This is a genomic window from Candidatus Woesebacteria bacterium (assembly GCA_016700095.1).
Classification (GTDB): Bacteria; Patescibacteriota; Microgenomatia; order UBA8517; family UBA8517.
The window spans coordinates 18,956-31,448 of sequence record CP065002.1; the positions used below are offsets into that span (position 1 = coordinate 18,956).

Annotated in this window: 13 protein-coding genes; 10 read left to right on the forward strand and 3 right to left on the reverse strand. The window is 37.5% G+C overall.

Translation table 11 applies throughout. The annotated features are described in order from the left end of the window. Positions 1–149: 149 nt before the first annotated feature. The 9 genes from IPM62_00075 to IPM62_00115 all read left to right on the forward strand — a co-directional run bounded on the left by IPM62_00075 (position 150) and on the right by IPM62_00115 (position 7,949). Positions 150–428 (forward strand): 30S ribosomal protein S20, encoded by a 279-nt coding sequence (locus tag IPM62_00075; protein QQS39003.1) that lies wholly within the window; start codon positions 150–152, stop codon positions 426–428. Between the two features lie 101 nt (positions 429–529). Continuing rightward, positions 530–1,081: a PilN domain-containing protein gene (locus IPM62_00080; protein ID QQS39004.1), complete on the forward strand. Its 552-nt coding sequence runs from the start codon at positions 530–532 to the stop codon at positions 1,079–1,081. Continuing rightward, complete coding sequence (locus tag IPM62_00085) at positions 1,078–1,770, forward strand: hypothetical protein (GenBank protein ID QQS39005.1); 693 nt, start codon at positions 1,078–1,080, stop codon at positions 1,768–1,770. Before IPM62_00080 ends, IPM62_00085 begins: the two co-directional genes overlap by 4 nt. After that, positions 1,767–2,108 (forward strand): hypothetical protein, encoded by a 342-nt coding sequence (locus IPM62_00090; GenBank protein ID QQS39006.1) that lies wholly within the window; start codon positions 1,767–1,769, stop codon positions 2,106–2,108. The genes IPM62_00085 and IPM62_00090 overlap by 4 nt, the downstream gene beginning before the upstream one ends. After that, positions 2,105–2,920, forward strand: coding sequence for a hypothetical protein (locus IPM62_00095; protein QQS39007.1), 816 nt, complete (start codon positions 2,105–2,107; stop codon positions 2,918–2,920). Before IPM62_00090 ends, IPM62_00095 begins: the two co-directional genes overlap by 4 nt. 66 nt (positions 2,921–2,986) lie before the next feature. Further along, positions 2,987–3,856, forward strand: a complete 870-nt coding sequence (locus IPM62_00100) for a hypothetical protein (protein ID QQS39008.1) — start codon at positions 2,987–2,989, stop codon at positions 3,854–3,856. 10 nt (positions 3,857–3,866) lie between these two features. Beyond that, the gene (locus IPM62_00105; protein ID QQS39009.1) at positions 3,867–4,577 is read left to right on the forward strand and encodes a hypothetical protein; all 711 of its coding nucleotides are present in this window, start codon (positions 3,867–3,869) and stop codon (positions 4,575–4,577) included. A 29-nt stretch (positions 4,578–4,606) separates the two neighbouring features. After that, the gene (locus IPM62_00110; protein QQS39010.1) at positions 4,607–6,244 is read left to right on the forward strand and encodes a glycosyltransferase family 39 protein; all 1,638 of its coding nucleotides are present in this window, start codon (positions 4,607–4,609) and stop codon (positions 6,242–6,244) included. Beyond that, positions 6,228–7,949 carry a glycosyltransferase family 39 protein gene (locus IPM62_00115; GenBank protein QQS39011.1) on the forward strand — a complete coding sequence of 574 codons (1,722 nt, stop codon included), beginning with the start codon at positions 6,228–6,230 and terminating at the stop codon, positions 7,947–7,949. Before IPM62_00110 ends, IPM62_00115 begins: the two co-directional genes overlap by 17 nt. Here the strand turns inward: IPM62_00115 and IPM62_00120 are convergent. Genes IPM62_00120 through IPM62_00130 form a run of 3 tightly spaced genes read right to left on the reverse strand, consistent with a single transcriptional unit; the run spans position 7,946 to position 10,342 of the window. Next, entirely contained in the window at positions 7,946–8,716 is a 771-nt protein-coding gene (locus IPM62_00120; GenBank protein ID QQS39012.1) for a class I SAM-dependent methyltransferase, read from the reverse strand. The genes IPM62_00115 and IPM62_00120 overlap by 4 nt on opposite strands. Then, entirely contained in the window at positions 8,682–9,815 is a 1,134-nt protein-coding gene (locus IPM62_00125; protein ID QQS39013.1) for a glycosyltransferase family 4 protein, read from the reverse strand. The genes IPM62_00120 and IPM62_00125 overlap by 35 nt, the downstream gene beginning before the upstream one ends. Beyond that, a complete protein-coding gene (locus tag IPM62_00130; GenBank protein ID QQS39014.1) occupies positions 9,812–10,342 on the reverse strand; it encodes a hypothetical protein in 531 nt (176 codons plus the stop codon). The genes IPM62_00125 and IPM62_00130 overlap by 4 nt, the downstream gene beginning before the upstream one ends. A 22-nt stretch (positions 10,343–10,364) precedes the next feature. On the opposite strand from IPM62_00130, the gene IPM62_00135 reads away from it, so the two are divergent. Further along, the gene (locus IPM62_00135) at positions 10,365–12,491 is read left to right on the forward strand and encodes a hypothetical protein (protein ID QQS39015.1); all 2,127 of its coding nucleotides are present in this window, start codon (positions 10,365–10,367) and stop codon (positions 12,489–12,491) included. Positions 12,492–12,493: the final 2 nt, after the last annotated feature.

A 12,493-nucleotide genomic window follows, 5' to 3' on the forward strand; every position in this document is an offset into this window, starting at 1 on the left:
CAACAAGTACCATTATTCTATCGGCTGTACCACAACACTACTAACCATCATGTTGATATTGTAAACCCTTTCAAGTATACTCGGAAGCCAGAAATCATTTCTTGCGGTATTGATAATTTCATAAATATTTTTTAGTATCAATTAATAATATGCCAGTAACGGTAACAGCAAAAAGAGCACTCAGGGGATCAAAAAGAAAAGAAGCGGTCAATAAAAAACGCATGACCTTGCTTAGTATTGCTTTGCGTAAAGCAGTAAAAAGTCCAAACGACAAAACTCTTAAAACAGCAGTCAGTCTTCTCGACAGAGCAAACAAAAATAAGCTCATTCATAAAAATAAAGTTGCCAGGATAAAATCACGCTTGTCAAAGCTGGGTAAAAAACCCAAATCTTCACCTCAAAAAAACTCTCCAAAAAAGAGTAAATAAAACGCTAACTTCTTTCACATATCCTGATATGTTATAGTGAATTAACGGTCTTGTGAGTTCGTAATATCTCAAACTCAAGATTGCGTATTTTTGTGTAATTTATGGCTGCCCGGAAAAAAAATTCTCAAATAAATCTAATGCCACAGGAGGGTTTCTCTGCAACAACTGCAGGGAGGGTTCTCTTTTGGATTTTGTCTAGTTTCCGAATCATTGTTATCGTAACGGAAATTATTGTTATGTTTGCCTTTTTATCCCGATTCTGGTTGGACGCCAACAACACCGATTTAAATGAAGAAATTCAACAAAAAAGTTCACTTATTGCCGCACGGCAAGGTTTCGAATCCGAGTTCAGAGACGTACAAGGAAGAACGGAAATATTTGATAGTCTAACAAAAAACGAGGGTACCGTCTCCACCGCCATGGAAAATATCGTAAAAAGCCTTCCTCCTGACGTAACCCTTGAAGAGGTAGAATTTGATAAACCCTCTGTCACCATTTCAGGTTTTTCTTCGAGCGAAAGGAGCATACAGCAATTTATTGTGAATGTATCTGCCAAAAAAACCTTTACCAATATCGGACTATCGGAAATCAGTGCGGATGTCGAAAACCCGTCTATTCTTGAATTTGCTATTATTGCTGAATATAACTTATGAAACCAGGGTGGAGAGGTCAATATTTACGTTATAAAGCGTATCTTTTAAATACTGCAACACAGTACAAACAAAGACAGGATATTCGTGCTTACATTGAAATATTGCTATCTTTGGGAACAGTCACTGTTTTCTCGATCTTTGCTCTTCGACCAACTCTTATTACCATAGCAGGATTAATTAAAGATATTGAATCAAAAAAGGAAACAATTTCAGTAATGGACAAAAAAATCGACGACTTGGCCAAAGCCAAAGACGTGTATGACTCACAATTGGCCAATACCGTTTTATTAAAATCTGCCATTCCATCCGAGTCAAATCCGGACGAACTGCTTCGCCAAATTGAGGGCTTAGCTAGCAAAAACCAGGTTGAAATAATTTCGAGCTCTATCGGAGAGTCGTTTCTTGTTGGCAAGGGCGTACCCAGTGCTGAAGGTAAAAAGAGAAAGGAAACAGATACTCTTCCCACTGGAGCCAACGGTTTGGACTTCACTGTTAACTTAAGTGGCGACTATCTTCTGCTTGCCGCTTTTATTAAAGATATGGAAAGAATGCGACGGCCAGTCAAGATAGATAATCTTGCCTTTTCTCAAAAAACCGACAAAATAGATTCCGTTCTTACTTTGCAAATTACGGGAAGAGTGACTTACGTGTCACAAACTGCAAGTAGCACTGATACAAGCTTAAGATGAAAAACCCAAAACAACCAAGACTGGTCACTATCGCAATCATGACAACTATCACTGTTATCTTTTGGGTGTTTTTTAGCGTTTACAGTATTTTGACAACCAAAGTTGCCCCGTCTGTGTCGTCAGAGATTCTCGCCCCCCTGAATCCAACCCTCAACAGTACCGTACTAAATTCCCTTAGTGATAGAATCTATGTCGACGACAATGAAATTATTGGACCTGTCGTAGAAAATGAAAAAATTGTCGTAGATCAAGTTGAGATTATAACCGACGACGATCAGACAAGCGACAACGAGCCTGATTCCGCCCAGCCAACCACTGAACCTGAAAATCTACAATGAACAATAGAATACCGACACTATTGGGTATATTATCTGTAACAATAGGCGTAATTGCCGGTGTATTGTTGGTAGAAAATCGCCAGGCAACTAAACTTTATGCAGCACTCGATGCCACTCCTAAAAATGTTAGGGTAACCAACGTAAGCAATGACACTATGACAATCTCATGGACAACACTTAAACAAACCAGTGGATTGCTGGTGTGGGGTAAAAAACGAGAATCACTCGACGAAATCTCGGGATCGTCTGAAAAAACATATACTCATTCATATACATTGAGTAAACTTGAGGCAAACTCGGATTACTATTTCTTAATAAATTCAGATGGAACCAGTTTTGACAATAACGGGATACCGTGGCAAGCAAAAACCGGGCCAAAATTGGCTCGGTCTCCACACAGTTTTACAATTTCAGGTTCAGTCATCGACAGAAGCGGAGCACCGGTTAGTGAAGCTTTAGTATACGTGGTGATCGGTGGCGGAAGTCCAATGTCTACTCAGACATCGGAAAACGGTAATTGGGTACTTGCGATTTCTGAAGCTAGGGAACAAAACCTCATGTCATACGTTAATATTGACCCCGAGAAAACGGTAATCCAACTTCATGTTCAAACCGGAAAAGATGCGGTAACTTCCGGCCAACTGCGGCTAAAATCTGCTCAACCCGCTCCAAGGATAATCCTTGGAGATATCGAAGCGTTTAAAAATTCTCTCCCAGAAAATCTTGGTACTTTACCCGAAGCAAAGGTTATTTTATCGACCGAAAACGAACCCATAACCGGATTTGGAGAATTGATAAACGCGACAGAATGAACTATTGACTTATAAGGTCGTTTATTTCTAAGATGAAATAGTGGTTTTTACGCTTTAATACATTTTATGCTTGACGATAACAAAAAAACGATTAACACAGCCAAAGTAGACGACAGTTCTTCGAATTCGTTGGATCCGGAAACCAAAACTGATGATGGCAAGGATGCGAAAATACTAGACACCCAAACAAACGATCCCTTTGTCACTTCTGCCAGTAACTTTGTAAACACGGATACCGCCTCAGTCAAATCTCCACCAAAAACAATAGCGACAATCTTGGGAATTGTATTGCTCGTTGCCGGTGTTGCCGCCGGAGTATATCTTGTTAACCAACAAACAAAGGTAACCACAAAAGCATGGGATTGCAAAAATTATGTCTTCGAAGTATCGCAGGACGGAGTGGTAATAACCCGCAATGGATCAACGAGAAATGAACCCTTGCAAAAAGCAGAGGTCAAAATTAACGGTAGTTTAATAGCAACCCTGGATGTCCCTGCGCTAAACGCCGGTGATGCTGCAACTCTCGGCAACGTACCCGTACCCAGTGACGCATTTACTTGGGAAGTTATAGGTACGAAAGACTGCGAAAATTCGGGTAGTTATGGTTCCGAAGACCCAAGCCCAACTACACCTGAGAGCAAGGTCAGTGCCCAATGTAATTTGGTTAGTGTTTACGATTCATCCTGGAATAAATTAAGCAATGCGGAACTTACCAAACTAAAGGCTGGGGTTAAAGTTCGCTTCGCGGTATCTGGTTCTACAAATTCCGGAAGTATTGAAAAAGCCCGATTTACGGTTAACGGCGCTCTTAAACCTGAAACCAATGTTAAAAAACCGGGAACTGAGGAATTTTATTATGAATATCAAATTCCAGAAGACACAGCAAACTTTAGCGTAAAGGCTGAACTTTTTCATTCTGAGCTTGGATGGTTTTAACTAACTGGTTATGAACAAATTTATTAAAGACAAGGGCGCGACAATTCTGGTAGTTGTTGCTACTGTTATTCTTGCGGGAGTTGCTATTTTTACGGCACTCAGGTTGTATCAAGTTAGACAACAGGCGGTTTCACCCGCTTCGCCGGAAAGCCGTCCGGAAGCCGCATCTGGATGGGAGGAATGCAGAATTGGCACACCCACTCATAATACTCAAGTTTGCAGAGAACGAGCCGAAGCATTCAAGGGCACAAGTGGTCCTTCAGGTGGAGACGATTCTGCCTGGTTTACGTGGGGTAAAAATCCTCCAAACCCCTTAAGCGGAGACACTTTGTGCGGACTTGCTCCTTCTGTTTGCACCGGTGGTACAAATGCTTGTGTTGTTGTTAACTTTGTCTTGGAAGAAGAAACACCGACACCAACAACTCCCAAAACAACCATAACGTTAACCCCGTCACCAACCAACACGGTTACACCATCACCGACCAATACTGTTACCAACACACCTGGGCCATCCGCAACACCCACGTCTTCACCGACACCAACTACCAAACAAGTCGGTGGACCAAGTGCAACAATAACGCCAACAAAAGTTCCTGTGACAAGTACAACGCTTACTCCTTCCGAACCAGAACTACCGCCCGCCGGTGTTGGTATGCCGACCCTTATTGCAACCGCAATTGGTGGATTACTGATTCTTTTATCATTAGTTCTTGCCTTCTAGTCTAAGTTATTTGGAGTTATACTTTCTTTGTGAACTACATAAGTAAATACAAATACCAAATTCTGTGCGTAATTATTTTGATAGGCGGATTTTTTAGATTATTCAAATCCGATTGGGGAGAAGGTATTTTTTATCATCCCGATGAATACCACATTGTATCGGCTGTAAATAGAATCAATCTTCCCGAAAAGGCCAACCCTGAAATGTTTTCTTATGGGTCATCAACTGTATATTTAATTTACTTTGTAAAAAATATTGTCGAGAGGATTACCAATACCCCCCCTAATGTCTTTCTTGTCGGTAGAACACTTGCAGGCATATTCTCCACCGCAACACTATTTGTTATATATATGCTTTCCGAAAAAATATTTAAGAATACACCCCGCTCGCTTCTTGCAACATTATTAGTTGCCTTTACTCCGGGACTAATCCAACAAGCTCATTTCACAACCCCTGAGTCATTTTTAATTTTCTGGATATTTCTTTGTATTCTGTTGTTCACACATTGGATACACAGAGGTAATAAAATAAGCATCATCTTTTCGGCCATATGCCTTGGGATTGCAATAGGAACAAAAATAACCGCACTTTTTGTTTACCCCGTTTTTGCACTCTCTGTCTTTATACCAAGTGGAGAAAACCCAACCGCCAACTTCTTCAATAAATTGCTTAAGCTAATTATTCTAACAGCAATCGTGGTACTATCGTTTCTAACAGTTTTCCCTTACAGTTTGTTGGATAAAACCAATTTTCTGAGTTCTCTCGATTACGAAACCGCCGTCGGTAGGGGATCGTTGATAGTTTTTTACACTCGACAATTCATTGACACTTCTCCGATCATTTTTCACTTTTACAAAGTTTTCCCGTATGCGCTTGGAATCCCCATGATGCTAGCCGGTGCAATGGGATGTGTATATATGTTCATCAATACTTTGCGCTCTAAAGAAAAAACTACCAAGAATACAAGTATTATTATACTGGCTTCTTTTCTAACATTGCTGGCTGGAAATGTATTTTTACATGTAAAATGGACTCGCTTTGTGGCACCTACTTTCCCCTTCTTTTCAATATTTTGTGTTTATTTGATCGGTTTAATCAAACATTCTAAAGGTCTATTGGGTACATATGTCGCACTTTTATGTGTTTTAACAGCGCTTTGGTCGGGAATGTTTTTTTCGATATACCGTAATTCCGATACGAGGGCTAGCGCAAACGTCTGGATTAACAAAAATATTCCAACAGACTCCGTAATACTAACAGAATCAGGAAATACTTACGAAGTACCTCTTTCCGGAACGTACACCAAAATTCCATTTGATTTTTACAATCTAGAAAATAATTTGGTTAATCAAAGTATGCTAGTAGATAATTTACTAATTGCCGATTATTTTATAGTCCAAAGCAGGCGGGTCTATGCAAATTCCGTCAGACTTGAGAATCTGTTTCCTTTTACCAGCAATTTTTATACACAACTTTTTAATGGCAATCTGGGATTTGAAAAAGTTGCGACTTTTAACTCATATCCCACACTACGTCTGGGAGGACGTGTTTGGTCTATTGACGATGAAAAAGCCGAGGAAACATGGTCAGTCTTTGACCACCCCGTACTTGTAATTTATAAAAAAACAACCAACTCGACCAAAAACTTTTATGAAAAAATACTTTAATTCACCAGTTTTAATAACATTCATTTTGGTTTTGATAATTAGTCTTGCATTATTGCTAAGATTTAACAGTTTGAATTGGGATCAAAATCAACATCTTCATCCTGATGAAAGATTTCTCACAATGGTAACAAACGATGTTTCTCTACCAAGTAATCTAAACACTTACTTAAATCCTGATGTTTCACCCCTTAACCCCTATAACGCCGGATATACATTTTATGTTTACGGTACTCTACCGTTAACACTTACAAAAATAGTTTCGCAATATATTACATTTGACAATTTTACTTACAACAACATTACGCTTGTCGGAAGGCTTTTGTCTGCTTTAGTGGATGTACTTACGGTTTTGATTATCTTCAAAATCGGGCAAAAAATATTTGGTGATAAGGCTGGTCTAATTGCAAGTTTTATCTATGCCACTTCTGTTCTACCAATACAACTCTCTCATTTCTATGCAGTTGACACATTCTTGGTTTTCTTTGCGACCTTGGCATTTTTCTTTATGGTAAATTATGTATATACAAAAACATCCGTTAGTATCATTTTAGCGGGGACAGCATTTGGACTTTCCATTGCTTCAAAAATATCTGCACTTACCTTTTTACCATTTCTTGTTGCGCCAATTATATTTACGGCATTAAAACGAAATAAATATCTATATCCACTGCTGCACCTAATGCTGTTTATTGGGGTAACATATTTGGTGTTACGTCTAGTTGATCCAAGAATATTTACCAATGATTACACTAGCTTCAGAATCAATGATGTGTTTATTGAAAACATTAAACAATTAGAATCCTACAACAAGCCGGATATCCATTTTCCCCCGGCAGTTCAATGGATTAAAACAAAATCTTTTACTTATCCTGCCGGGAATATGTTTTTCTGGGGTTGGGGTGTTCCACTTTTTGTAACAATTTTCATGTCAATTGTGTTTACTTCCATAAAAATATTCGGTTATGTTTTTCAAAATATTTCCAAACCAACATTACTTGTAAGAAATATGGACTATTCATATTTTTTTCTAGTTGTAATAATGTCTTGGATAATGTTTTTGTTCATCTATCAGGGTCAACAATTTGCAAAAGCATTACGCTATTTTTATCCCATGTACCCCTTTTCGGCTCTAATCGCCGGAAATTTTATTACAGTGCTACTTAACAAATTACCTGTAAGTCTGAAATTATCGACAACAATTTCGTTTTTGATACTACTCTTATTATGGCCAATGTCTTTTTCGGCGATTTATTCAAAAAATCACACACGAATCTCGGCAAGTAAGTGGATATATGAAAATGTACCCCAAGGTTCGGTTATAACTTGTGAATACTGGGACGACTGCCTTCCCTTAACGCTTGGTGACAACAACATACATAATTACACAACCCAAACACTTTCTTTGTTTGAGGAAGACACTGAAGAAAAGTGGAATCGAATAACTAAAGAATTAGAAACAGTAGATTACTTGGTTTTATCATCCAACAGACTCTGGGGTTCAATCACCAAAGTTCCCGAATTATATCCAGTTACTTCAAAATTTTATAACGATTTGTTTACCAACAAACTTCACTTTATTAAAGTGGCGGAGTTTACCTCTTTTCCCACTTTACCAGTAGTAAACATAATCATTAATGATACTTCATCGGATGAAACATTTACAGTATATGATCATCCGGTGGTCATGATTTTTAAAAGGATTTAATGTTTTTCCAACTCAAAGTATATTGCTGCTGCTTTGCTTAGGGAAACGCTTTTTTGCGATAAATTATCTATAAATTTGTAAACGGGCAAAATATCAAACACACCGGGAAACAATACCCACTTTTTAAATAATTTGTACGTCATCAAATTGGGAATAGATATGTAGTGCAAAAAATCCATCCACCAACTCGCACGTTTGTCCATATATCCAATTGATGAATTAATTGTAAATCCCGACGCTTTGAATAGACGACACCATGCATTGTAATCTGGAAGTTGCACGTGTACTTGTACTCTTCGCATCCATTTCCCGTAATAGTCTTTAGAGAGGACATTTCCTGCGAGATAATCCTCCCACTTATTGGTCATTACCGTACAATAGAATTTTCCGTTTGGCTTAAGGACTCTGTGGATTTCGTGTAAATTACTTTCTAAATACACAACATGTTCCAACACACAATTTGAAAATACCGTAGAGAATGTGTTTTTAGGAAACGGTAACTTTACACCATCGTAACAAATTACTTTGCGATAAGCTTTACTTTCATTGGCATACGTTAGTACTTTTTCTGCAACATCCACCCCACAATCAATTTTTCCCTGAGTAGGATAAACAACTGTTTTTGCATAAAAACCATCTCCACAACCAAAATCAAGTACAGGTCTTTTATAAGGCAGACCGGGTACAAAAAGTTTTGCTTCTTTGCTTCTGATTACCGATATGAATAATGGTTTATTTTTTAGATATATTTTTGAATAACTCACCATATGCGTTGATCGTGTTGTGATAATTAAAAATCGCTTGTATTGTTTTTTGGGATTTAACGTACTTTTTTCGACTTGTTAATATCTTGGTAATTTTGCTGGCAATAGACTTACTGTCTCTAATTTCAGCCAGTTCTCCCATTCCACTTAATACAATCGGCATTCTGACCCCTGGCATATTGCTTGCAACAACCGGACAACCTGAAAGCATTGCTTCAACCTGGACAAAGCCAAAACTTTCTATTCGCTCAATGGACGGGAGGACTAGTATGTCCAGCATTGAATAAAAATCAGCCATTTCTAATTCGTTCAGCGCACCTAAATATATAATTTTACTTTTATATTTCTTGTATAATTTGTTAAATTCTTCTTCAAACCCTCCGCCTATCACTTCTTTTTTAGGACCGGCAATAAATATTTTTAGGTTACTCGTAATCTTTTTATCGATATGGGTAATTGCTTCCAGCAAATATTTTATTCCTTTTTCGCGTGCAACTCTTCCCGCAAACCCAATTTTGGGATGTATCCCTTTGTAAATTCTTGCCATTTTTTTCTTCGCCACAACAACCTTCACGGGAGGTAAAATATAAACCAATTTATCTTTGAAGTGTTTCAAATAAACGGAACTATCGGCATAGTCCTTTGTGTAAACCACAATCTTATCTGCCAACATGCCACTAATCAACAGGGATAAATATGTTATCCGTTCGGTAATTTGATTAATTAAACCAGGCCAGTTGGACAAATCGCAGTGATGAGTAATTATTACTTTTCTTCGGAGTAGTTTTGCTAATATAACCAGAATTACTATTTCAAATGATGGAATGTGACAATTAACGACATCTGCTTCTTTTACCGATTTGTAAGCTTCAAGTACATATGTTGGCATAATCGCCCCACGTCCAATTTTAAAAGGTGTCCACACTCTCTTCACCGAAACATTATTCTCCTTACTTTTATATTCCAACTCGCCGGTGTGTCTTGAAGTAATGACTTCCACCTTATGTCCCTGACTTGCCAAACTTTCGGCTAGATTTTTAGCGTATATCGAAAGTCCGCTTACATTGGGGTAATAATATGAAATTCCTATTAATATTCTCATGAGTTTACAAATCTCTTTAGTTTATTGTTTGATTTATCGACAACAACTGTTCTAAGATTTTTGAATCTTCTTTTCAAGTAATTAACTAGGGCTTTATCATCATCAATCAGAATATCAATTTTTAATTTATTGATCATCGCTTCTTTGAACACATGCGGTTGATCATCGTTTTCATTTAAATATATTTTTTCAAAAAGGTCGTTTATTCCATAGTGATTGATCCATTGTTTTGTACGTTTAATTAAAAACGAATATCTACTTGAGACGGCAAAAACACAATATCTTTCATCCTCGGCAAGTTTTCTTATCAATGCGATGTTAGTGTTAATTGGTGGTCTAATAAGAGGGTGGTGACTCAAAATCCGCACATATTGCTCATACTTTTTAGGGAATCTATACTCTAGTTTTCTTTTTTTGTGTGATCTATAAAGCCATTCGATAATTTTTTGGGGTATTATCGGTGGTTTGTCGATAATTACTCCATCAAGGTCAATTCCAATATTTATTTTTGTTTTTGGATGCGCCATTAGAGTATTATACTGTATGTACATGGGATCTGATTCAACATATATTTTGTGGTGGTGGTTTCTGTTTCTATTTTTAAGTTTATCAAGTTTACCCTTGATGTCGTTATTGTTCCAAAAATTTCTTGATGTTGGTTATGGTTTTTCGAAAACACTTGGTCTCCTTTTCGTATCTTACTTAGTGTTTCTTGTGAGTATTTTTAAAATCGCTCCCTTCACGCAAATTACCATAGTTGCTGTTTTTATCTTGTATGCACTTTTCAATCTAATAATCTACACTCGACACAAAAAAACAATCACCGACAACTTGCGCATCAAGATAAGGATTATTGTGGCTCAGGAAATTATTTTTACGACCGGATATTTGTATTGGGTACTCGTTAGAGGATACCAACCAGACATTAACGGTTTAGAAAAATTCATGGATTTTGGGTTCATTAATTCAATACTTAATTCGACATACTTACCACCGAAAGACATGTGGTTTTCCGGAAGTTCAATAAATTACTACTGGTTTGGTCATTATGTAACTGCACTTATCACTAAAATATCGTTTATACCATCAAGCGTAACTTACAATTTGATGTTGGCAACGATTATGGGATTAACTCTCAATGGTGCATTTTCGATTTCGGGCACTCTAGTCACATTGCTTGGGAGTAAAGTTAAAATCAGATATGCGTTTGCTGCCGGTATATTGTCTGCCCTAATGCTTACTTTTGCCGGTAATTTCCATACCCTGTTTTTTTACGGGCGAAGTTATTATCAAAGTCTTCAGTCCACCACCAACTGTAGTACGCTGAATGAGTGTATCGAGTCTGTCTTGAACCATGAGGTAAATTATTGGTATCCTGATGCCACTCGGTTTATTGGATATGACCCCGAAACAAACGATAAAACAATTCACGAATTCCCCATGTATTCTTTTGTCGTGTCAGATCTTCATGCACACTTACTGAACCTTCCTTTTGTTTTGCTGTTACTTGCATTGTTAACCAAGTTTGTATTTGTTAAAAACAAACTGTTTAATCTTTCGCTAGCAGTTTTACCGGTTGGTGTACTTTTGGGGATATTCTTTATGACAAACACTTGGGATGTCGGAAATTATCTGCTGGTTACCGGTTTGGTGTTGGGTATTTTAAATCTCCATTACAAATTACTTAATCAAAAAAAATTGCTAAAAGCGCTGTTTTTAGCTATTTATGAAACGTTGATTCTCCTAATTGTTGCCATCATTGTTGCCGTCATTGTTTTTTTCCCTTTCTATGTCAACTTTATATCAATAGCACAAGGGCTGGATTTCGTAAAATCGTATACTCCGGTCTGGCAACTCCTTGTTTTATGGGGTCTTCCAATAATGTTAACACTTAGCATGGCCAGTGTTTTAGTTAAGTCCAAAAAAATTTCAAATATCACGAGGGTGGATGTGTATGTTTTTTCTTTACTAATCGCGTCGCTTATTTTAATAGTAATTCCGGAAGTTGTTTTTCTTAAAGATATCTACTCGGCAACTCACCACAGGGCAAATACAATGTTTAAACTAACGTATCAAGCATTTGTTTTAAGCTACTTGGTAAGCGGCTATGTCGCTATCAGGGCAACACTTGCGCCAAAAAAGAAAGCATCAAAAATTGGAATAATTATTTTCTTTGGAATTATATATTCACTACTTCTACAATATCCTCGCTTTTCTATCGATTCATATTACGCCAAATTACAAGACTATAAGGGCACTGCGGGGGACACATGGCTTAAATATAGTTATCCCGACGAATATAATATAATACAGTGGTTAAACTCCAATAAAACAGGTCAACCAACGATATTGGAAGCACCCGGTGATAGTTATACCGATTTCAACGTCATATCGTCTTACACCGGATTGCCAACCGTGTCGGGGTGGTATGTGCATGAATGGCTCTGGAGAGGTGATGCCTCATTTCCGCAAAATAGGGTGAACGATATTGCCATAATATATACATCACCTGATGTAACACTTGTCAAAAGTCTTCTGGAAAAATATCAAGTGAAATACATTATTGTCGGAACATTTGAAAGACAGAAATATTTAAATGTTAATACTTATGTATTTGAAGGGATAGCTAAAAAAGTGTTTCAATCGGGAGCTTCATTAATATACGAGGTAATCTGAAT

Excerpts from the sequence above, each read along its gene's own strand:
- IPM62_00135 (QQS39015.1), top strand. The coding sequence starts at position 10,365 with ATGGGATCTGATTCAACATATATTTTGTGGTGGTGGTTTCTGTTTCTA.
- IPM62_00130 (QQS39014.1), bottom strand. The coding sequence starts at position 10,342 with ATGGCGCATCCAAAAACAAAAATAAATATTGGAATTGACCTTGATGGA.
- IPM62_00115 (QQS39011.1), top strand. The coding sequence starts at position 6,228 with ATGAAAAAATACTTTAATTCACCAGTTTTAATAACATTCATTTTGGTT.
- IPM62_00090 (QQS39006.1), top strand. The coding sequence starts at position 1,767 with ATGAAAAACCCAAAACAACCAAGACTGGTCACTATCGCAATCATGACA.
- IPM62_00105 (QQS39009.1), top strand. The coding sequence starts at position 3,867 with ATGAACAAATTTATTAAAGACAAGGGCGCGACAATTCTGGTAGTTGTT.
- IPM62_00080 (QQS39004.1), top strand. The coding sequence starts at position 530 with ATGGCTGCCCGGAAAAAAAATTCTCAAATAAATCTAATGCCACAGGAG.
- IPM62_00095 (QQS39007.1), top strand. The coding sequence starts at position 2,105 with ATGAACAATAGAATACCGACACTATTGGGTATATTATCTGTAACAATA.
- IPM62_00085 (QQS39005.1), top strand. The coding sequence starts at position 1,078 with ATGAAACCAGGGTGGAGAGGTCAATATTTACGTTATAAAGCGTATCTT.
- IPM62_00125 (QQS39013.1), bottom strand. The coding sequence starts at position 9,815 with ATGAGAATATTAATAGGAATTTCATATTATTACCCCAATGTAAGCGGA.
- IPM62_00120 (QQS39012.1), bottom strand. The coding sequence starts at position 8,716 with ATGGTGAGTTATTCAAAAATATATCTAAAAAATAAACCATTATTCATA.
- IPM62_00100 (QQS39008.1), top strand. The coding sequence starts at position 2,987 with ATGCTTGACGATAACAAAAAAACGATTAACACAGCCAAAGTAGACGAC.
- IPM62_00075 (QQS39003.1), top strand. The coding sequence starts at position 150 with ATGCCAGTAACGGTAACAGCAAAAAGAGCACTCAGGGGATCAAAAAGA.